Source organism: Enterobacter sp. JJBC, from assembly GCF_036936505.1.
Lineage (GTDB): Bacteria > Pseudomonadota > Gammaproteobacteria > Enterobacterales > Enterobacteriaceae > Enterobacter > Enterobacter hormaechei_C.
This window is the reverse complement of sequence record NZ_CP136935.1, coordinates 2,060,336-2,080,105: the sequence shown is the minus strand read 5'-3', so window position 1 is coordinate 2,080,105 and position 19,770 is coordinate 2,060,336. Positions and strand designations below refer to the sequence as shown.

Annotated in this window: 18 protein-coding genes and 2 tRNA genes; 6 read left to right on the top strand and 14 right to left on the bottom strand. The window is 56.2% G+C overall.

Annotated elements, in window-relative coordinates:
• Positions 1–53 precede the first annotated feature (53 nt).
• Positions 54–143 carry a YnhF family membrane protein gene (locus tag RY075_RS10030; protein ID WP_003857632.1) on the bottom strand — a complete coding sequence of 30 codons (90 nt, stop codon included), beginning with the start codon at positions 141–143 and terminating at the stop codon, positions 54–56.
• Between the two features lie 297 nt (positions 144–440).
• Here RY075_RS10030 and purR point away from each other — a divergent pair, with 297 nt between their 5' ends.
• A complete protein-coding gene (purR, locus tag RY075_RS10025) occupies positions 441–1,466 on the top strand; it encodes an HTH-type transcriptional repressor PurR (protein WP_003857634.1) in 1,026 nt (341 codons plus the stop codon).
• 17 nt (positions 1,467–1,483) lie between these two features.
• Here the strand turns inward: purR and punR are convergent, their stop codons facing one another.
• Entirely contained in the window at positions 1,484–2,395 is a 912-nt protein-coding gene (gene punR / locus RY075_RS10020) for a DNA-binding transcriptional activator PunR (RefSeq protein WP_003857638.1), read from the bottom strand.
• 112 nt (positions 2,396–2,507) lie between these two features.
• On the opposite strand from punR, the gene punC reads away from it, so the two are divergent.
• Together punC and cfa are read left to right on the top strand one after the other, a co-directional pair.
• Complete coding sequence (gene punC, locus RY075_RS10015; protein ID WP_003857639.1) at positions 2,508–3,707, top strand: purine nucleoside transporter PunC; 1,200 nt, start codon at positions 2,508–2,510, stop codon at positions 3,705–3,707.
• Positions 3,708–4,005: 298 nt separating this feature from the next.
• A complete protein-coding gene (gene cfa, locus RY075_RS10010) occupies positions 4,006–5,154 on the top strand; it encodes a cyclopropane fatty acyl phospholipid synthase (RefSeq protein WP_003857641.1) in 1,149 nt (382 codons plus the stop codon).
• Positions 5,155–5,185: 31 nt separating this feature from the next.
• Here the strand turns inward: cfa and RY075_RS10005 are convergent, their stop codons facing one another.
• Positions 5,186–5,827: a riboflavin synthase gene (locus RY075_RS10005; protein ID WP_003857643.1), complete on the bottom strand. Its 642-nt coding sequence runs from the start codon at positions 5,825–5,827 to the stop codon at positions 5,186–5,188.
• 225 nt (positions 5,828–6,052) lie between these two features.
• Here RY075_RS10005 and mdtK point away from each other — a divergent pair, with 225 nt between their 5' ends.
• The 3 genes from mdtK to RY075_RS09990 all read left to right on the top strand — a co-directional run bounded on the left by mdtK (position 6,053) and on the right by RY075_RS09990 (position 7,737).
• Positions 6,053–7,426, top strand: coding sequence for an MdtK family multidrug efflux MATE transporter (gene mdtK / locus RY075_RS10000; protein ID WP_003857645.1), 1,374 nt, complete (start codon positions 6,053–6,055; stop codon positions 7,424–7,426).
• Positions 7,427–7,579: 153 nt separating this feature from the next.
• A tRNA-Val gene (locus RY075_RS09995) sits at positions 7,580–7,656 on the top strand.
• A gap of 4 nt (positions 7,657–7,660) precedes the next feature.
• Positions 7,661–7,737: transfer RNA gene (locus tag RY075_RS09990), tRNA-Val, on the top strand.
• Between the two features lie 178 nt (positions 7,738–7,915).
• Here RY075_RS09990 and RY075_RS09985 read toward each other — a convergent pair.
• The 11 genes from RY075_RS09985 to RY075_RS09935 all read right to left on the bottom strand — a co-directional run bounded on the left by RY075_RS09985 (position 7,916) and on the right by RY075_RS09935 (position 19,767).
• Positions 7,916–8,386, bottom strand: a complete 471-nt coding sequence (locus RY075_RS09985; protein ID WP_003857647.1) for an Hsp20 family protein — start codon at positions 8,384–8,386, stop codon at positions 7,916–7,918.
• Between the two features lie 172 nt (positions 8,387–8,558).
• Positions 8,559–8,759, bottom strand: coding sequence for a cell surface composition regulator GlgS (gene glgS / locus RY075_RS09980; RefSeq protein WP_022650936.1), 201 nt, complete (start codon positions 8,757–8,759; stop codon positions 8,559–8,561).
• Positions 8,760–8,938: 179 nt separating this feature from the next.
• Positions 8,939–9,061, bottom strand: coding sequence for a hypothetical protein (locus RY075_RS09975; RefSeq protein WP_255580146.1), 123 nt, complete (start codon positions 9,059–9,061; stop codon positions 8,939–8,941).
• 54 nt (positions 9,062–9,115) lie between these two features.
• Positions 9,116–9,511 (bottom strand): hypothetical protein, encoded by a 396-nt coding sequence (locus tag RY075_RS09970; protein ID WP_072034766.1) that lies wholly within the window; start codon positions 9,509–9,511, stop codon positions 9,116–9,118.
• 331 nt (positions 9,512–9,842) lie between these two features.
• Positions 9,843–10,286: a type VI secretion system baseplate subunit TssE gene (gene tssE, locus RY075_RS09965; protein ID WP_032661771.1), complete on the bottom strand. Its 444-nt coding sequence runs from the start codon at positions 10,284–10,286 to the stop codon at positions 9,843–9,845.
• Positions 10,286–10,810, bottom strand: a complete 525-nt coding sequence (gene tssJ / locus RY075_RS09960) for a type VI secretion system lipoprotein TssJ (protein ID WP_003857655.1) — start codon at positions 10,808–10,810, stop codon at positions 10,286–10,288. Before tssJ ends, tssE begins: the two co-directional genes overlap by 1 nt.
• The gene (gene tssG, locus RY075_RS09955; protein WP_074165190.1) at positions 10,791–11,885 is read right to left on the bottom strand and encodes a type VI secretion system baseplate subunit TssG; all 1,095 of its coding nucleotides are present in this window, start codon (positions 11,883–11,885) and stop codon (positions 10,791–10,793) included. Before tssG ends, tssJ begins: the two co-directional genes overlap by 20 nt.
• The gene (tssF, locus tag RY075_RS09950) at positions 11,840–13,603 is read right to left on the bottom strand and encodes a type VI secretion system baseplate subunit TssF (RefSeq protein ID WP_048243957.1); all 1,764 of its coding nucleotides are present in this window, start codon (positions 13,601–13,603) and stop codon (positions 11,840–11,842) included. Before tssF ends, tssG begins: the two co-directional genes overlap by 46 nt.
• A gap of 32 nt (positions 13,604–13,635) precedes the next feature.
• Positions 13,636–15,210, bottom strand: a complete 1,575-nt coding sequence (gene tssA / locus RY075_RS09945) for a type VI secretion system protein TssA (protein WP_232967693.1) — start codon at positions 15,208–15,210, stop codon at positions 13,636–13,638.
• Positions 15,210–18,620, bottom strand: coding sequence for an ImcF-related family protein (locus RY075_RS09940; RefSeq protein WP_338628513.1), 3,411 nt, complete (start codon positions 18,618–18,620; stop codon positions 15,210–15,212). Before RY075_RS09940 ends, tssA begins: the two co-directional genes overlap by 1 nt.
• Positions 18,607–19,767: a hypothetical protein gene (locus RY075_RS09935; RefSeq protein ID WP_232967695.1), complete on the bottom strand. Its 1,161-nt coding sequence runs from the start codon at positions 19,765–19,767 to the stop codon at positions 18,607–18,609. The genes RY075_RS09940 and RY075_RS09935 overlap by 14 nt, the downstream gene beginning before the upstream one ends.
• Between the last annotated feature and the right edge of the window lie 3 nt (positions 19,768–19,770).

The window sequence follows — 19,770 nt, the reverse complement described above, 5'->3', positions numbered from 1 at the left end:
CGGAGAGGTAACAATAGCGGCAAGAGAGGGAGAAGGTTCTCCCTCCGCCTGAATCAGTGCAGTGCAGCGGTTAAACCACCGGCAACAATCAGAGCAAGAACAACAATGGTGGTAAACAGCGAAAACTTCAGATCGGTACTCATCAATTTTTCTCCTTTTATTCACCCTAGGAAAAGTGAGCTTGCTCATTTTTACACAGTTCAGGTCAAAAATCTTCCAGGATTTAAACGGATATCCACTTTACCTCTTCCCCTTTTCATCAAGATAGGACAAAATTCCACGCTAAATTTATTAGCGTACCGGCCACTGACCCCCTCCTGACGTCCTGTGTCGTTTTCCCGGCGTGTCGCAACTCATGTTTGCGTAATAAGGGTGAGAGAAGGCAAACGTTTACCTTCAATTTTTTCAGGAGCTTAGGATATGGTCTGGAGTGACATTTAATGGCAACAATTAAAGACGTAGCAAAACGCGCAAACGTTTCCACTACAACCGTATCACATGTTATTAACAAAACGCGTTTCGTCGCTGAAGAGACGCGTAATGCCGTCTGGGCGGCAATCAAAGAACTGCACTACTCGCCAAGTGCCGTCGCCCGCAGCCTGAAGGTTAATCACACCAAATCGATTGGCCTGCTGGCCACCAGCAGTGAAGCGGCCTATTTTGCTGAAATCATCGAAGCCGTTGAAAAAAACTGCTTCCAGAAAGGCTATACCCTGATTCTGGGCAATGCGTGGAACAACATTGAAAAACAGCGCGCTTACCTGTCAATGATGGCGCAAAAGCGCGTCGACGGTCTTCTGGTAATGTGTTCTGAATACCCTGAGTCGGTCCTTTCCATGCTGGAAGAGTATCGCCACATTCCGATGGTGGTCATGGACTGGGGCGAGGCGCGCGCAGACTTCACCGACTCCGTTATTGATAACGCCTTTGAAGGCGGCTACATGGCGGGGCGTTATCTGGTAGAACGCGGTCATCGTGAAATTGGCGTGATCCCGGGACCTCTGGAGCGTAACACCGGTGCTGGCCGTCTGGCCGGTTTCATGAAAGCGATGGAAGAGGCGCTGATCACCGTGCCGGAAAACTGGATTGTTCAGGGCGACTTCGAGCCGGAGTCAGGCTATCGCGCCATGCAGCAGATCGTCTCCCAGCCGCATCGCCCTACCGCGGTGTTCTGCGGCGGTGACATCATGGCGATGGGCGCGCTATGCGCGGCAGATGAACTCGGCCTGCGCGTCCCCCAGGATATCTCGGTGATCGGCTATGACAACGTGCGCAACGCCCGCTTCTTTACCCCGGCGCTGACCACCATTCACCAGCCGAAAGATTCGCTGGGTGAAACGGCCTTCAACATGCTGCTGGACAGGATCGTCAACAAGCGTGAACAGTCCCAGTCCATTGAAGTTCACCCGCGCCTGATAGAACGCCGTTCCGTTGCGGACGGTCCGTTCCGCGACTACCGTCGTTAATCACTTTCCGGGGCCAGCTATGCTGGTTCCCGCAACCACTCCCGGTTCAGCGTTTCGCTGTCTCCCAGATAATCCAGCAGCCAGGCCATGGCGGGCGAGACGTCGTTTTGCTGCCACGTCAGACAGCATGCGGCATCCGGGAAGGGGTTTTCCAGCGTCAGAGCCACCCACTCTCCCGCGTCGATGCGCGGGCGCGCAAAATGCACCGGCACCATGCCAACGCACAGCCCCGCGCTCAGACAGGTGGCTGACGACTCCCAGTCCGGCGCGACCACGCGGCGCTGATTATCCAGCAACCAGGTAATGCGCTTGGGCAGCGAGCGGGAGGTATCTTCCAGCACCAGCGAGGGCCAGTTGCGTAATGTGTCATCGCTCAGCGGCCCTTCCAGCGCTGCCAGCGGGTGATCGCGCGCGACCACGCAGGTCCAGCTCAGCATGCCCATGTCGCGAAACGCGTAGCGCCCACCAACCGGGATCGCCTGGGTTGCACCAATCGCCATCTCCGCCCTGCCGTCCGCCAGCGCATCCCAGACGCCGTTGAACACTTCCTGCGAAACACGCAGTTCGACGTCGGAAAAATGACGATAGAAATCGACGATCATCTGCCGGGTCCGCTCCGGCTTAACAATGTTATCCACCGCGATAGCGAGATGCCCGCGCCAGCCGTTGGCGATCTGCTGGCACTGCTCACGGGTGATCTGCATTTTTTTGATGACAGACCGCCCTTCCTTCAAAAACCACGCTCCGGCAGGCGTGAGCTCCACGTCGCGATGACGCCGCTCGAACAGCGGCACCGCCAGCCACGCTTCCAGCTGACGCACCGTGTAACTGATCGCCGAGGGAACGCGATGCAGCTCCTGGGCGGCGCCGGTAAAGCTGCCGTTACGCGCCACGGCATCAACCACTTCAAGGGAATAATCTGACCACATCTTTAGCCTGCAAATTTTTTGAATGCACCCGCCAAATATTAGCGTTTCACAAGCCGCTTTGCACTCCCTACACTCTGCGCCAACGTACACCTGCCTCCTCAGGAGAAAAAAAGTGCAACCCAGGAAAGGATTTTTAGTCTGGCTCGGCGGCTTAAGCGTGCTGGGCTTTTTGGCGACCGATATGTATCTGCCCGCGTTCGCCGCGATGCAGGAAGATTTGCAAACCCCTGCCGCCGCCATCAGCGCCAGTTTGAGTTTGTTCCTCGCCGGTTTTGCTTTTGCGCAATTGCTGTGGGGGCCGCTCTCGGATCGTTTTGGCCGTAAACCCGTCCTGTTGTTGGGGCTGGCGATTTTTGCCGCAGGCTGTCTGGGCATGCTGTGGGTCCGCGATGCCGCCTGGCTGCTGGCGCTGCGCTTTATTCAGGCGGTCGGTGTCTGTGCCGCTGCGGTGACCTGGCAGGCGCTGGTAACCGATTACTACCCCGCCTCGCGCACTAACCGCATATTCGCCACCATTATGCCCCTGGTCGGCCTGTCGCCGGCGCTTGCCCCGTTACTGGGCAGCTGGATCCTGGCGCATTTCGACTGGCAGGCCATTTTCGCCACGCTCTTTGCTATTACGCTGGTCCTGATGCTGCCCGCGTTCGGGCTTAAACCGGCGCATAAAAAAGAGACGCATCCGGACGCGAAGCCCATCACCTTTACCTCTTTACTGCGGTCGAAAGCCTATCGCGGTAACGTGCTGATTTATGCCGCCTGCTCTGCCAGCTTCTTTGCCTGGCTGACCGGTTCGCCGTTCATTCTGCATGACATGGGCTACAGCCCGGCGGCTATCGGCCTGAGCTATGTACCACAGACCATCGCCTTCCTGGTGGGTGGCTATGGCTGTCGCGCCGCGCTGCAAAAATGGGAAGGCCAACAGATGCTGCCCTGGCTGCTGGTGCTGTATGCGCTAAGCGTGATTGCGACCTGGGCTGTCGGCTTTATTCCCGGCGCCGGGCTTGCAGAAATTTTGATTCCGTTCTGCGTCATGGCGATCGCTAACGGGGCCATCTACCCTATCGTTGTAGCCCAGGCGTTGCGTCCATTTCCGCAGGCGACAGGCCGCGCTGCCGCGCTGCAAAATACCCTGCAACTTGGCCTGTGCTTCCTGGCAAGTCTCGTGGTCTCTGCGTTGATTGCAACCCCGCTGCTCACCACTACCAGCGTGATGCTGATCACCGTTGCGCTGGCGGGATTGGGTTATCGCATGCAGTCCTCCGCGCTTCGCGAGCAGAATGACAATGCACAAACCGAAACGTCGCACGCCTGATTGCGCGGGAAACTATGTTAAAAACCAGTGATTAGGTAGCTAACAATTTTCTGTTGAATCACCAAATTTTGCGGCCTATACTGAATTTGGTTCGATTAAATACGATAAATATTAAGTGTTAACGGGAGCCGGAGCGCTCCCGTTTTACCATGGAAGGCATTTCGGCAAGGGTTATCTCCCTTCCTCTGTTCTACGTCGGATATTAGCCTCGCGGGCATTTACCGTGAGATTTCTCACAAACCAAAAAAGCGTCTACGCTGTTTTAAGGTTCTGATCACAGCAAGGTGATGGAGAAGCTATGAGTTCATCGTGTATAGAAGAAGTCAGCGTTCCGGACGATAACTGGTCCCGGATCGTCAGTGAACTGTTGGGACGTGCGGGCATTACGATTAATGGCTCATCCCCCTCCGATCCCCAGATAAAGCATCCCGATTTTTTCAAACGCGTGTTACAGGAGGGATCGTTAGGGCTGGGTGAAAGCTATATGGACGGCTGGTGGGAGTGTGAGCGGCTGGATATGTTCTTCTCCAGCGTATTACGCGCCGGTCTTGAAAAACAGCTCCCTCGTCATTTCAAAGATACCTTACGTATCGCCTCCGCCCGCCTGTTCAATCTGCAAAGTAAAAAACGGGCATGGATCGTCGGTAAAGAGCATTACGACCTTGGCAACGATTTGTTCAGCCGTATGCTCGATCCTTTAATGCAGTACTCCTGCGGATACTGGAAAAAAGCGACGACCCTGGAAGAGGCGCAGCAGGATAAGCTGCAACTGATCTGCGATAAATTGCAGTTACAGCCCGGTATGCGTGTGTTGGACATCGGCTGTGGCTGGGGTGGTCTTGCCTGGTTTATGGCGAAAAATTACGGCGTCAGCGTAGTCGGCGTCACGATTTCGGCTGAACAGCAGAAGATGGCGCAGGAACGCTGTCTGGGACTGGATGTTGATATTCGGCTTCAGGACTACCGCGACCTGAATGAGCAGTTCGATCGTATTGTTTCCGTAGGTATGTTCGAGCACGTGGGGCCGAAGAACTACAAGACCTACTTTGAGGTCGCCGATCGTAACCTGAAGCCTGACGGAATTTTCCTGCTACACACCATCGGCTCTAAGCGCACCGATAACAATGTGGACCCCTGGATCAACAAATATATCTTCCCGAATGGCTGTTTACCCTCTGTTCGCCAGATTGCGAACGCCAGCGAACCGCATTTTATTGTGGAAGACTGGCATAACTTCGGCGCAGATTACGACACGACCCTGATGGCCTGGCATGAACGTTTCCAGGCTGCATGGCCTGAAATCGCCGACAACTATTCGGAACGATTCAAACGGATGTTTAGCTATTATCTGAATGCCTGTGCGGGCGCGTTCCGTGCGCGGGATATACAGCTGTGGCAGGTGGTGTTTAGTCGTGGGATTGAGCACGGCTTGCGGGTGGCTCGCTGAAAAAATAACCCCGGTTTCCCGGGGTTAATTTTTATTCTTCTTCCACGGTCTTTATTATCGCCGCCTCTTTCGCCGCCAGCACGCGCTCAACGGTATCCACGACCGCCTGGGTCTGCGGATCAATTTCGATATTTACGCGCTGCCCCAATTTTTTTGCGCCAAGCGTAGTACGTTGCAGCGTTTCAGGAATTAAATGCACGCAAAAACGCGTTGGCGTCACTTCACCGACGGTCAGACTAATCCCATCGATGCCAATAAATCCTTTATAAAGGATGTATTTCATTAATGACGGATCCTGCACCTTGAACCAGATTTGACGGTTATTTTCCGAGGTCACGATTTTCGCCACTTCTGCGGTGGTCATAATATGGCCCGACATCAGATGCCCACCAATCTCATCGCTGAATTTCGCCGCGCGTTCAACGTTGATGATATCTCCTACCACCAGCTCACCCAGGTTAGTGATGCGCAGCGTCTCTTTCATTAAATCAAAGCTAATCTGATTACCGTTAATTTCGGTCACCGTCAGGCAGCAGCCGTTATGCGCTATCGACGCCCCGGTTTCAATGCCGTCGAGCATATATTCAGGCAGCTCAACCACGTGAGTGCGGAAATTCGGTTTTTCATCAATGGACACCACTTTGGCAGTGCCCTGCACAATACCAGTAAACATGCTTACAGCTCCTGTTCATTCCGAACGGCGATGACACCGTATAATCCCACCACAATAACAGTTGAAAAAACAGGTTGCCAGTGATGCGCAATTTCTGGCGATTTTTTCACTAGATAATTAGTTAAACCCCGCTACAATAGCTGGCATCCCTCTGTTTTTTCTTCTTGCTGCCAGTAACGGCGGCCTTTTTAGTCTCTCAAATAACTACAATACAAAGGTGTTCACGTGCAGAAGTATATGATCGAAGCGCGTCAGTTATTGGCACTGGCAATACCGGTGATCGTCGCGCAGGTAGCCCAAACCGCAATGGGATTTGTGGATACGGTAATGGCCGGTGGTTACAGCGCCACCGATATGGCCGCCGTGGCGATCGGAACCTCAATCTGGCTCCCGGCCATTCTGTTTGGTCACGGCCTGCTGCTGGCGCTAACGCCCGTCATCGCACAGCTTAACGGCTCCGGTCGACGTGACCGCGTGGCCCATCAGGTGCGCCAGGGCTTCTGGCTGGCCGGGTTCGTCTCCGTCCTGATTATGATCGTCCTGTGGAACGCCGGGTATATTATTCGCGCCATGCATAATATCGACCCGGCGCTGGCGGATAAGGCGGTCGGTTATCTGCGCGCCCTGCTCTGGGGCGCGCCCGGCTATCTGTTCTTCCAGGTGGCACGTAACCAGTGTGAAGGGCTGGCAAAAACCAAGCCGGGCATGGTGATGGGCTTTATCGGCTTGCTGGTGAACATTCCCGTGAACTATATCTTCATTTACGGTCATTTTGGCATGCCGGAACTCGGCGGCGTGGGCTGCGGCGTGGCGACGGCAGCGGTGTACTGGGTGATGTTCGGAAGCATGCTCACCTACATTAAGCATGCGCGATCCATGCGCGACATTCGCAACGACACCACCTTTAGCACGCCTGACTGGTCGATGTTGACCCGCCTGACACAGCTGGGTCTGCCCATTGCGCTGGCGCTGTTCTTTGAAGTGACGCTGTTTGCCGTCGTCGCCCTGCTGGTCTCGCCGTTAGGGATTATTGATGTGGCAGGCCACCAGATCGCGCTGAACTTCAGCTCTTTGATGTTTGTTCTGCCGATGTCGCTGGCGGCTGCGGTGACGATTCGCGTGGGCTTCCGTCTGGGGCAAGGTTCTACGCTGGATGCGCAAACGGCTGCCCGCACCGGGCTGGGCGTCGGCGTCTGCATGGCGGTCTGTACCGCCCTCTTTACCGTGCTGTTGCGTGAGCAAATTGCCCTGCTCTATAACGACAACCCGGAGGTAGTGACTCTGGCCTCGCACCTGATGCTGCTGGCGGCCATTTATCAGATCTCTGACTCCATCCAGGTCATTGGCAGCGGCGTGCTGCGTGGGTATAAAGATACGCGTTCCATCTTCTTTATCACCTTTATCGCTTACTGGGTGCTGGGTCTGCCGTGCGGGTACATTCTGGCGCTCACGGATCTGGTGGTGGATCGCATGGGGCCAGCCGGATTCTGGATGGGCTTTATCATCGGCTTAACGTCTGCGGCCATTATGATGATGCTGCGCATGCGTTTCCTGCAACGTCAGCCCTCTACGGTTATTTTGCAGCGCGCTGCACGTTAATGACCCTGTAGCCGCCGGCTGGCGGCTACTTTCTCTTCACTTTGCGCGGTAATGAAGCAATCGCGTGAAATCAGAGAGAAAAATGCATTTTCCCTCTTGCCACCTTGGTGCTGTGCCGCTAATATTCGTCCCCGTTGTCACCGACAACACAATGCGTTCATAGCTCAGTTGGTTAGAGCACCACCTTGACATGGTGGGGGTCGTTGGTTCGAGTCCAATTGAACGCACCATCTTGCGTCTGTAGCTCAGTTGGTTAGAGCACCACCTTGACATGGTGGGGGTCGATGGTTCGAGTCCATTCAGACGCACCAATCTGTTTTCTCTCACATTTCATTCCCGTTCAGCCTCATGCAGAGGCAGCAAACCTTTTAAGCACATCGAAAGTGACCTCCAGCCCGCGCGTACCGGGAAAAGCGGAATGGCATAAGCCCCATCAGGTTAGCAAAACGCCCGGCGTTTGCCGGGCGTGAAAACAACGTCAGTCAACGATTACGGCTTATGTTCAATCGCTGGGTTGTTGTTGATGGCGATGCGCTGCGGTTTCTCTTCTTCCGGGATATCCTGGTGTAATTCAATTGCCAGTAAGCCGTTTTCCAGCGAAGCGCCGGTCACTTTCACATGCTCCGGCAGACTATAGCTGGCCCGGAAGTCGCTGCGGCTGATACCCCGATGGATCCACCCTTCTTCGCCGTTTTCGGTTTTCTCCTCTTCACGTTTACCGCTGATATTCAGCTGACCGCCAACGGTTTCAATTTCCAGTTCGCTCTCTTTCCAGCCCGGCACGCTGAGCGTCAGTTCATAGCGGTTATCGCCCAGCCGCCGGATATTGTAAGAAGGCGTGGAGGGCAACGGCGTACTGCCGGTTAGCTGGCTAAAAAGGCGATCGATACGGTTAAAACGGTCCGCAAACAGAGAGTCGGAGAGATCGTTCAACACGGGAAAGGTTCTGAGAGTCATCATGTACCTCCTGAACAGTAAAAAAGAATATTCAAAAAGTTCATGTCTTATGGGCAGGTGTTCCTTACCCGCTTTCTATATGAGGTTACCGCAAAATATTTCAACCTCAGGAGCCTGCAAAAATGTAGCTGGAACCTAAAAAAGCAACGGGCCGTTAAGCCCGTTGTTCGTTACATCATCGCAGTTCTATTACTCTCGCCCGCTCAGCCTGCTTTCGGTAGTGGTCATATCGCTCCCGGAACCATGCCTGCTGTTTATTACTCATATTGCCGGTCACGGCATCGATATCAACTGGCTGGCCCAGGGCGTACATACGGGCAAAACTGCGTGCCAGAAAATCAAAATTCTTTAATGCGTTTATATCTTGTCGCTTCATTAGCATATCCCTCCAGTCGCTGTGGTTACTGTTCAAGGTCATATGCTTTTCTGATCTCAGTATCCGCCTGAAAAAGATCGATTTTTGAGCGATGTGTGCGCATCCATCTGCCAGTGTTCACATTTCAGGAACGACAAAACTCTTCAGCCCTGGTCATGATTTTCCCTCCCTTTTATCACTCATGCAGAAAACATAAACGCCAGCCATGCAGTAAGTTCGCCACGTATCCGGAAGGTGCGAACGGCGTGCTTTAATGCCATACGCTGTAACAGGTCGCCCAGCGCGTTCAGGTGGGTTTCCACCTGCAAGCGTCTTATCAGTTCGAATAACAGACAAAGAACGTCTACACTGGCGGATTAATACTGATTACCTGAACAAATGGGTAAATGGGTGAATCCGGGCTTGTTGGCCAAATAGAGAGGGGCGCATGTAGGTTGCCGCGGTTGTGTATCGAACTGCGCATTGTTTTCTACAACACGCTGCTCCTGGCCTTTCACGGCTATTCTCTTTTTCGTCTGCGCTTTCCTGGCGGAGGGGGAGGGTTTTACCTGCCGGGGCAGTTCGGAGGCACCATAACCTGAACAGAATCGCTTCGACTGGCTCAGACTTCCGTCATTGCAGACAAAACGACCATCCGATGTACAGTGTGCTATGCCACCTTTTGAGCCAGAGCAGGGCTGTCTTCCACGGGCGGCACCAGCCTGCATGTTAAAAAGTACACTGACCGTAAGAAGGAGAATTCTCATTTTCATATCTGTATCCATGATTGACGTCATCATACTCAGGGTATCCCCTCAGCCATTGACCTTTTCGCCAGATAAAATGCAATGACTCATGGCGAAGAAATCAATTATTAATATTTCAGTACCCGCTACAGCACAAGCTCTACAATAACTCATTGAAAAGTAACTATTTAATGTATCTTTTCTGACCAGGGTAAAATAAATATCTGGTCGTTCATGTTGCCTGCTCGCCCAATTTTCATGAAGTGGTTATTTACGCAGGCGAAACTCTGCAATATGCATCCTCGCGATGTCGGTAAAAGATGTGGGGTGGTTTTGCGTGCTGAATTTCAAAATTGGCTCACAATCGGGCTGTATTATCCAGATACTGCTGTTGTTTCAGATGACGGATTAATACCCTGCCCTCGGGCATAAACTCCGTGCCGTAGCGCACCAGCCCCACCCCCTTCAGCTCCGCATCAATGGCGTAGCGGAGTTCACCGGGCTGAATCTGTTCCTGCATCACCACATTAATCCGGCTCAGGCGCGGCTCGTATTTCAGCAACACAGCCGACAGTGTGGTAATCAGCTGGTGGGCGGTCCCGGGCATTCCCTGGAGGATTTTTGTCATATCCGGCAGACCGTAGCCCGGCAGGTGAGCCAGCGTACCGGCGCGGCAGTTGAGGATGCGCTGCATGTTATCGAGTACTGATAAAATCAGCTGGTTCTCCTCACTGACACTGTGCAGGTCAAGCCCGCCGGCGAAGTTACCGTACAGCATGTCATACAGAGACGGACGCGGCATCATTCCCCCTCCAGCGGTTTCAGCGTCAGACGATTATTACTGACTTCGATAACCCGCGCCTTATCCGGGTCAAGGTCGTCACGGGTCAGGGTAATACGCCAGGTATCATTTACCTGGTCCGGTGCCATAAACATCCCCGCCACCGCCACAACCTGCGCGCTCTCTTCCATCGGCATATCCAGCGTCACCGATTCGCCAGGGCGCAGGCGGATATCCTTTTCCGCCACAAGATCGGCTTTAATGGCCTGAGTGTCACTGGCGAACAGCGACGGATAATCAGTACTGTCAAACGCCTTACGCTCTTTAAGCTGGTAAATTCGCACCACCGTTGCCAGCGATGCCCCCTTCGCGTTGTTGTTCACCCCTTCGCGCGCCTGAATATCCAGGTGAAGGGTTTTCACCTGTCTGTAAAAAATGGACTTCGTGACGGCGACGGTGCCATCCGTCACTTTCTGCGTCAGACCGCAGCCGGTTAACAGGGTCGCCAGAGTGATTGCCAGCGCTTTACCAGCGGTAATCGCCATCTTCATCGTTTTTCCTTCGCTGAATGTTTTCCCGGACGCGCTGAAAGCGTCCAGGGTGAATGGTGATAATGTCGTTTCTGTTCTGTTGCGGATTAAGGGGACGCAGCACTGCCGTGCGCCCGACCTGCGCGATCTGTTCCGCATTGCAGGACAGCCGCGCATCCGGCAGCAAATGCCGGGCAACGCATAACTGCATACGTACATCCAGGTGCGCGCCCAGCCACACGTGCAGCAGCGCCATCAGGTCAGCGTGCAGGTCACCGCCCGGCAGCCAGCCCCGGATCTCTTCCGGGTTGTCCGTGCTCAGGCGCAACAGCACCTGGCCGTTCACATCCGTGGCATGCGTGCCCATCACCGGACGGTGCTTCAGGCTGACCGGCTGGCATGTACTCATCGCAACCGGCTGCTTCAGCGGGATACGGCAGCGGTCATGGTGATAAACCTGCGTGCGCGTATCCGGTGCCAGCAGCCGCACCAGCGCCCCCATTCCCTCCGCCGTCCGTCCCGGCAGCATCATCACCGGCAGCAGCGCCAGAAATCGCGACAGCGGCGTACCGGCTGCCTGAGCGCAGCCGGGTATCCCCAGCCCCGCCAGGCCCAGCAGGTATTGTGATGTGTTGTCAGCGCCGCCGGCCTGAAAGGTGGCCGGGTACGAATACTTACGCCAGATGCGGTAATACTGGGTAATCAGCCGGTGACTGAAAATATCCAGAAAATCCTGCGTCGCGTCGTGCCCTTCCCGTCGCTGAGCGATATCGTCGGTGTAGTGGGTCGGCAGCGGCGACTCCACGCCGTACAGCCCCATAAAGGTGACGCGCACCGACGGCGGCAGGTGCGGATGTTCCGGGTCTTCCATCCCCCGGATTTCACCGGACGGAAACCCCATCCCCGGATGCGGGCGAAAACGCACTGGCTCCTGCCGCACCCGCCAGTCGCTGCCGGGCACCGGCATCTCCGGCAGGCTCTGTTCCAGCAGCTGGCAGAAGCGGTAAAAATTCATATACGGCAGCTGGTGCCGTACCTGCGCCATCAGCCGGGCAGGCGCGGACTGTGATTCTCTTTCCACCGGATACATTTCCCTTCTGGCTGAACAATCAGCGTGAGCTGGTTAAACTGATTCATGTCGGCATACAGGGCGAAAAAACGGTTAAGCAGTTCGCCAAACAGGTGGATATCGCCCTCTCCGGTAAATCCATTACTGTCGAGCGTCACCTCCACGTCCAGCCCGCGCAGCAAAAAACCGTCCTCAAAGCGCTGAATGCGGTGGTGCCTGACATCCAGGATGGCATCGAGGCGACGGTTGTTCAGCTCGTCGTCCCGCCAGTTATAGAGCGAGAGCGTGCCGCGCAGCACCAAAGCGCTGCTCATCATATTGAGAAACCGGGAGCCCAGATGGCTCATCACCCGCCAGTGGAAACGATCCTCCGCAGGCGGGTATGCGGGCAGCGTCGGCTTGCAGAGATTACGCACGGTGAGGGGCGTGTCATAGACCTGTTCACAGCGGTCCAGCAGCGTGCTCTGCAACGCCCGGCGCGGTAACTGGCCGTTGGTGCCAGTGATGCGCAGCGAGACTGTCTCCCGCTCCAGCATCCGGTCAGCTTCCCACTGCTGGCCGCCCAGTATCAGCCAGGTATCGTGCATCCCGGTGACGCCCCGCTTCACGCGGGTGTGGTAATATCGTTCCGGCGCATGACGACGCATCATGCCGCCCTGATGGCGAAAACTGGTGAACGGCACATAGTGCGCTTCGCCGGTACGCCCGGAGCCGTTGACGCTGTCCACCGAGTAAATCTCGGTATGCCCGTCCTGAAGACGTTTCGGGCGCAGCAGGTATTCACTCTCCAGTCCGCTGATGATCAGCGGGTCGGCTTCCAGGGTGAACAGGTTAATTACCGGCACGCAGTGCAGGCGCAGGCTGCTGTCTGTTACCGGTAAATCGCTCTGCCATACCTGGCTGAACACCACCTCGATATCGAAATACGCCGTACCCGCCGGAAGCGTGATATTTTCCAGCCCGTTAAGATGGACGAACATAAACTTTTCGCGGAAGGTGAAATACTCCAGCAGCAACTGATAACCGCTGAAGGCGCTGTCGCCCTTTGGCCACAGCCGATCTTCCTCAGCAAAACCGCCCGGGGAGAAATAACCGTCCAGTGCGATCCGCTCCGTCTGCCCGGGCAGGCGAATGTACAGCGCCGCCTGGCGTTTTGTCAGCCAGAGGTGCAGGCTGCTGCCCGTCACCCTATCTTCGCCCAGGTACAGCGGCAGATGCCGGAGGTCCGTCTGCGGCCAGTCCGCCTGCGTACTACAGGCAAAACGCACCCGCAGGAGCGAACGCCCGTCAGGCTCCGTGGTCATAATGACCTTTTCCACCGCGAGCGGATTCAGCGTCAGATCCCGGGTGGTGCGGTAGCGGCAGATGGTGTTTTTAGGACCGACCGGGCGGGAGCTGATTTCCAGCCCGGCGGACAACGTTTCCGCCATTTTCATCGCCGGCACATCCGGGGACAGTGCCACCACCGACAGGGACGGGATGGTACGCAGGTAGTGCGGCCACAGCATACTCACCAGACTTTCGGTCAACTCCGGCAGGTCGTCATCTATCTTTTCGCGCAGACGTCCCATGGAGAAGGCGAAGCCCTCAAACAGCCGTTCAACATACGGGTCAGGTGTGCCGGCTTTGTCGAGGTCGAGCATTGCCGCCCGGTCGGGGTGCGTCTGCGCGAACTCTTTCGCCGCCTCGCGCAGGTAGCGCATTTCAGCGTCAAAATAACGCAGGGTTAAATCTTCCATTTAATTTCTCAGCGTTCAGGGAGCAAAAAGGGTCAGGCGCACAGTACGGCCGCTCTTGCCGGGTCGATGGCAATCAGCCCCGCCAGCAGATGTTCCATCTCCGGATTCAGGCGTGTTTTATCTGTATCATTACGTCCGGCCTTCATCCGCAGCAGCTTCAGGCGCCGGGCTTTTACCTCGAACAGCAGGTCCGGCTCCCACTGCGTGAGCGTAATAGCAGCCGCACAACCATCCAGCTCGCCCAGCAGGTGCAGCGCCAGCTCGTTTATACCGGTCTGTTCGGCCACTCTCGCCATTAACAGGCGCAGCAGCCAGCGGCTGCGTGCCGTGGTGATACCAGGACGATTTTGCAGCCAGGACAGCGCCACATCGGGGCCGTCGCTGTCGGCAAGTGTGAGCGCTTCGCTCTCCAGTTGCAGGATATCGTTATCGCCGGAAGCGGTCGCCGCTGTCACGGCTGAGTCCTCCTGCCAGCCCCCGCCGCTGTCCGTTACATGCTGCTGAATCCAGTTCAGGGTCACTTCATCGGCGAACGGCGTACCGTCGTTAAAGGCCAGCGTTTCCAGCCCGGTCAGGCGCGAGAGCAGGCCTTTCAGGTCGGCCTGGATAATCGCCGCCTCGTGCTCCTGCCCGGATTTCAGCAGCGCCTGGTGCAGATACCACTGCACATCCAGCCACAGGTGGTTTGCGCCGCGCGACAGCAGGCTGTCCGCCTCTTCCATCAGCTCACGCCAGCTCTGTTGCAGGTAGAGCCGTTTCAGCAGTGCGCGCTGATCCGGTTTTGGCGGCTCGATGCGGGTTTTGCCGTCGGCCAGAAGCGGCGGTAGCTGGCGCAGGGTGTCGTGACGCAGGTTCTTTATCAGCCGGTGGGCGGATAACCAGCCGTCCGGCTGATTTCTCAGGTAATCCGCCAGGATCCGCGCCTGGGCCAGAAGCTCCTGGCCTGAGGCTATGCCGGTCAGGGCGGGGATCTCACCGGCGGGCATGAAGTGACTGGCGTCGCTCACATTCTGCGGCACCACCGCATCCGGGCCACCGGATTTCTGTAACCGGGTTTCCAGCGCCTGATACAGCGCGCCGGGGATGGCGCCTTCCGCCACCTGCTCCGTAAGCCACAGGGCACCGGCAATGCGCAGGGTGTCAGCGTTGTTGGCCTCCGGGTACAGAGACAGACTGTCGAGCATTCTGGTGCTGGCGAGCCACTCCAGCGCCCCCTGTCGGCTGCGTTCGCGTTGTGGGTGCAACTGTGTGTTAAAGCGCTGCATTAAACCCGCCAGCAGATCCAGTCCGTCCGCCAGTCCCGCTTCACCATCCCGGTGCAGTCGCGCCCAGGCGTAATACGTGGCGACACGAATATCTTTTGTGGTGGTGGTCAGCAGTTTTTCCGCAAGGGTACAAATCAGGTCGGCATCTGCCCCGGAAAGTTTATTGACCTCCTCGCGCATCTGCTGAAAATCATCGTCGTAGCCGGGGTCAGCGCCGGTGGGGTTGTCCACCTGTACTGGCCGCAGCCAGTTGTCCCACAGGGAAAGGCGCTGCTGCGCCTGTTCCGCCAGCGCTTCCGGCGCGGCCTGGCAGGCTGTAATCAGTGTGTGAACGGATGCCATCAGTACGTTTCCTCTGTGGGGTCGGTGTCATCGGTCAGGGGGTCAGCGGCGGGCTCGCTGACGGTGAATATCTGCAACGGCAGGCTGAAGTTTCGCAGCTTCAGCAGGGCCAGCGGGCCCTCCCCCGCCTCGGTACGCAGGGTGTAGTTCAGCGGTCTGCCATCCTGCGCCTGCCACGTGAGACTGTAACTGCTGCCCGTGCCGGGATACGCGCTGACTGACGCCTTGTCCAGCAGCCTTATCCAGCCCCACGCCCCGGACATATCCTCATACTGCCGGGTGCCGGCCTGGGTGCTTATCCAGCTTAATGCCGCACCCGGCGCTTCGGTGTCCGCAGGCCAGATAAAACGCTTCCAGGCGGGCATCTGGTTCATATAAGTCAGCTTCTGGCTGTCGATAACCAGCCGCGTCTCCATGATGCCATCCGCCGTTCCCGGGCGCAGTTCAAAGGACAACCCCGCCTCCCCGCGAGTGAACACCACATCGGAAATATGGCTCAGGGTATCAACCGCCCTGAGGAAGGCCGGATTGAAGGTCAGCCCCTGAGCGTTGATGCTGTCCGGCACCCAGTGACTCCCCTCCCTGTGCAGCACGCCGTTAAGACGGGTCTGGAGAAAACGGGTGATACGTCCGGAATCAGCGTTGAGGTATCTGGCCAGCAACGGCAGTGAGACCTCGCTGCTGACATCCTTAAACGGATACCGCCCGCCAAAGGCGTTGTTCCAGTCATCCACCACGGCGGTCTGCCACTGTGCATTCAGGCTTTCAGCCGCCGGAGTCAGTACCTGCTGCCAGGCCTGCTCCATTGGACTCACAAACACTGTCCGCCCAAAACCACTCCACTCCTGGCCCAGACCGGCGGCAATCAGGCTGCCGTAGTCGCGGGTTTCGGTCAGGTCCACGGCTTTGCCCTGAAACACCGTCTGCGCAAGCAGCCGGGTCATGGCCTGCGGGTCAGCGGCGTTGGTCACCTGCTGCAGGCGCAGACGCACCTGCGTCACCCGGGTCAGGTACGACTGCAGGCTCAACTCCTGTGCACCTGTCCGGTTTTTATCCATCAGCGCCAGTACCGGGCCAAAGGTCGCATCCAGCGGGCCGTGAACACCGGCGCTCTGATCAATGGCATCCTGGTTATCACCACCGAGCAGATTCTTCGCAGATTTCACCAGCGAATCCGAAATGGCTTCGCCTGTCTGCCCGGTGCGGCCCTGAACATTCAGGGTGTTCATCAGCGCCACCAAAGGTGACTGACGCACATCGGCCATTAGGGTCAACTGTTCAATTGAATCCGACAGCGTGGCCGCCTGATTCCAGCGCAGGCTGTTCAGAAACTCCAGCCAGACACCGCAAAAGTCGGCAAAGTAACGTTCCGTCAGGCGAGTTTTCAGGGCTTCCGGTGAAGTCTCATCTTGCTTATTCACCTGACGTTTGCTGTCAGTCAGCACCCAGTCGAGTTCGTCCCGGCGCGCTTTCACCACTTTCTCGATAGCGGGCTGCACGGCCTGCTCCCAGGCCTGGCGGGTGAACATACCCGGCACGACTTCCGAGGTGCTGAACAGACGGGATGCATCGGTATCGCCGGTCATATCTTCCAGGCGCATATCGACATAGAGATGCGACACCTGTGTGAGCATCTTCTGGTAGAGGGTCGATTCGCTGTTGCGTACGCCCATCAGACGAACCAACAGGGAACGCGCCTGGCTGACCATGCTTTCATCAGCACGCAGTTTCCATTCAGGGTGCGCAACCAGCTGCGCGCCATAAAACGACAGCAGAGAAGGAGCCATCCCCTGCCAGACGCCGTCTTTTACACCGTCACGCGTCTGCCAGTCGTTAAGCAATGCAGAGCTGAACCAGTTCGTATCCATATGTTCCGGACGCGCCAGCATCAGGTAGAGTTTGAGCTGCTCCCAGGTGGTTTTTGCCTTCTGCTCACGCAGCGAGCTCTCCGGCGGCAGCGCATTGAAGGCACTGATATGCTTCTGCAGGTGGTCTGCGGCTGCATCCCGCAACAGCGGCAGTGCGCTGTCCCGGTAACGAGGCCAGAGTGCGGCCAGCAACGCGTCATTCTGACTCAGCCCCCCCTGTTCATACCAGGGCACGCCATGCTCAGAACGGTACTGCAGAGAGGCCAGTGTTTTCTGGAGTTCAGACAGCGCGTGCAGGCGCTGCTCCAGTGGCTGATTCTGTCGGGCGGCAAGCAAAGCCTGGGCCTTTGCACCGTCAATCTGGCTGCGGTTGGTGACATACGCGATGCTCATCCACGCAGCCCAGCCTGCCATCGTCAGGGCGGCGGCAAACGCCACGCCCCTGCGCCAGGGAATACCGGGCTTGCGCGGACGCAGCGCGGCAGGGAGCATCCGTAGAGAATCAGGCAGGACATCCCAGCGCTTATCCATGCCCCAGTGGTGAGGCACGGCACGTTCAGCTCCGGCAGAAGGCTGACTGAACACCACGCCAGCCAGCAGCAACGGCCGGTACGGATTGAGTATCACAGACAGCGGCGCAGTCAGGCTCTCAGGTTCACGAATGAGCTGGTCGGCAAGCGTCAGCAGGAAGTTATGTTTCACCTCACCGCAGATCTGCTGCAGACCCTGTGAAGTTAAATCCGGCGTCAGGGCTGAGATTTGCTCTGCCAGCCCTTCGGTACGGCAACCGGCAGGCAGCAGGCAGCCGGTCGCCTGCGTAATACGCCCTTCCGGTTTACCGGCGCGCGGATGCAGGGACCAGACATACAGCGGGAGTGTCCAGCCAAGCGTTTCCATACGTGAGCTGATGGCGTGAGAAAGGGAATCCATGGTGCTTTCAGACGGTACCGGCAGCGGTTGTTCCAGCCCTGGTGCTGAGAGCTGGTCAAACGCTGAAGTGACCCACACTAGCCCATCTACCGGGCGACGGCGCAGTTTGCGCAGCGCGGTAAGCCAGGCACTGTCTGCTGGCGTATTGAGATCACCACCCCACAGCAACAGCGTACCCCGGTCTTCCTGCCAGAGCTGAGCCGTAAGGCCCGGGGTCAATTGCTCCACCTCAGAGACAGTGCCAGTGAGCAGCAGAATGCGTATTTTACGGCCCCAACGACGGCCGTAGAGGTTACGCATGGCTTCGCGCATGGTTGTAACGGTGGCATTGCGTGGCGGAATCCGGGCAACCCTTGATTCATCAGAAGGTAACGCACTGTTCTTCTGCTCCCGCCAGCGGTGATGTTTTTCCCGCATAACCCGGAACACAAACGGCATGTTACAAGCAATCAGCAAGACAAGCCACGCAGTTGCAAGTGCCATCATCTGTTTCAGGCGTGTATCGAGGCCATACTGAGGACCAAAATGCAGGATCAAGCCCACTATAGTGAGTGAGATTAAGGCTACGATGCCGGCAAGCCCTCCTCTGCTCCATGAACTAACCGGCGTCATTATGATTGCTCCCTGAAGTGATGGTGCTGACAAAACGATCAGTTCCGGAAGTAAACAGACCTAAAACAGTTGCCTGGCTGACTGTGACGATATCCGAGAGCAATGCGGCTAAAAGCCACGCACTGCCAGTTCCCGGAATACCGTTATATTTTTCCAGTATATCAATCTCTTCAGGCATCCACGGCGCCTGAGGAGATTCAGATGCGGTCATTAACTCAGCAAACCAGTCATTCCATTGCCCGTAGTCGCAAAAGACTTTTGATGTTTGATAGGCGATCGTTTGTGTTTCGAGGAACAATTCCATGTCAGCCTGGAAATGAGACATATCCAGCGGCATCGGTCGCAGAAGTCTGGCTGAATGAGAAAGTTGGTATTTTTCAGCCACATCATCGCTGGTAAGAAGCATACTCGCCAGTGAATCGGAATATCGCCCATCCCCATGCTTCTGCAATACCAGAATCAAATCGATATCCAGAACCGGGGTTTTAAGACGTTCTTCGACCCAAGCAAAGGACAATCTTTCACAAAAGCAAACCGAACCGGAGATGGTGCGCCTTGGATATATGCTTTCCCAGACTTTTCGAAATTGAGAATCAGCGGCTGCAGACACAGCGTCGCTTACAACAGTGATTTTAAGCGGTAATGTAGTCGGAAGTATCGCGATTGCGTTTTGCATACTGGCAATTCCCAGTGCGAACAAGGAGCCAGAATTCACAGAATGAGCGTCAAAATGACTGGTCAGTGAAAGAAGATGAGGCGCGTTTGATGCCTCTGCTTTCGCTATAGCATCGGAGGTCACTCCTGAAGGTAACAGAATGCTGCTGCCAAGCACAGCCAGATAACGACCTGCCCAGTTTTCCCACTGTTGCTGCCCGTATTCAGCTTCCTTCTGCAAAAAATAGTGCTCATCTACCGTTCTGGCCCAGAGCCAGCCTCGCAAACAAAACAGGAAAAACCAGCCAAGAACCGGGCTGAATGCCAGCCACCAGATGTTTAATACAGATAAAATCTTAACCATGCCAGACGCATGAAGTATAAACAGCAATACGCCTACAAAGACGGCAACACCTCCAGCTAAAAGCCACCCCACAAAAGAGGGTTCTGGAGGTAATGCCTTCGTTGTTGCTTTCGACCTTTCCCAGCCCATTTA

Excerpts from the sequence above, each read along its gene's own strand:
- tssA (WP_232967693.1), bottom strand. The coding sequence starts at position 15,210 with ATGGCATCCGTTCACACACTGATTACAGCCTGCCAGGCCGCGCCGGAA.
- tssG (WP_074165190.1), bottom strand. The coding sequence starts at position 11,885 with ATGTATCCGGTGGAAAGAGAATCACAGTCCGCGCCTGCCCGGCTGATG.
- RY075_RS09935 (WP_232967695.1), bottom strand. The coding sequence starts at position 19,767 with ATGGGCTGGGAAAGGTCGAAAGCAACAACGAAGGCATTACCTCCAGAA.
- tssE (WP_032661771.1), bottom strand. The coding sequence starts at position 10,286 with ATGCCGCGTCCGTCTCTGTATGACATGCTGTACGGTAACTTCGCCGGC.
- RY075_RS10030 (WP_003857632.1), bottom strand. The coding sequence starts at position 143 with ATGAGTACCGATCTGAAGTTTTCGCTGTTTACCACCATTGTTGTTCTT.
- tssJ (WP_003857655.1), bottom strand. The coding sequence starts at position 10,810 with ATGGCGATTACCGCTGGTAAAGCGCTGGCAATCACTCTGGCGACCCTG.
- glgS (WP_022650936.1), bottom strand. The coding sequence starts at position 8,759 with ATGAAGCGACAAGATATAAACGCATTAAAGAATTTTGATTTTCTGGCA.
- purR (WP_003857634.1), top strand. The coding sequence starts at position 441 with ATGGCAACAATTAAAGACGTAGCAAAACGCGCAAACGTTTCCACTACA.
- cfa (WP_003857641.1), top strand. The coding sequence starts at position 4,006 with ATGAGTTCATCGTGTATAGAAGAAGTCAGCGTTCCGGACGATAACTGG.
- punR (WP_003857638.1), bottom strand. The coding sequence starts at position 2,395 with ATGTGGTCAGATTATTCCCTTGAAGTGGTTGATGCCGTGGCGCGTAAC.
- tssF (WP_048243957.1), bottom strand. The coding sequence starts at position 13,603 with ATGGAAGATTTAACCCTGCGTTATTTTGACGCTGAAATGCGCTACCTG.
- RY075_RS09985 (WP_003857647.1), bottom strand. The coding sequence starts at position 8,386 with ATGATGACTCTCAGAACCTTTCCCGTGTTGAACGATCTCTCCGACTCT.
- RY075_RS09970 (WP_072034766.1), bottom strand. The coding sequence starts at position 9,511 with ATGAAAATGAGAATTCTCCTTCTTACGGTCAGTGTACTTTTTAACATG.
- RY075_RS09940 (WP_338628513.1), bottom strand. The coding sequence starts at position 18,620 with ATGACGCCGGTTAGTTCATGGAGCAGAGGAGGGCTTGCCGGCATCGTA.
- RY075_RS10005 (WP_003857643.1), bottom strand. The coding sequence starts at position 5,827 with ATGTTTACTGGTATTGTGCAGGGCACTGCCAAAGTGGTGTCCATTGAT.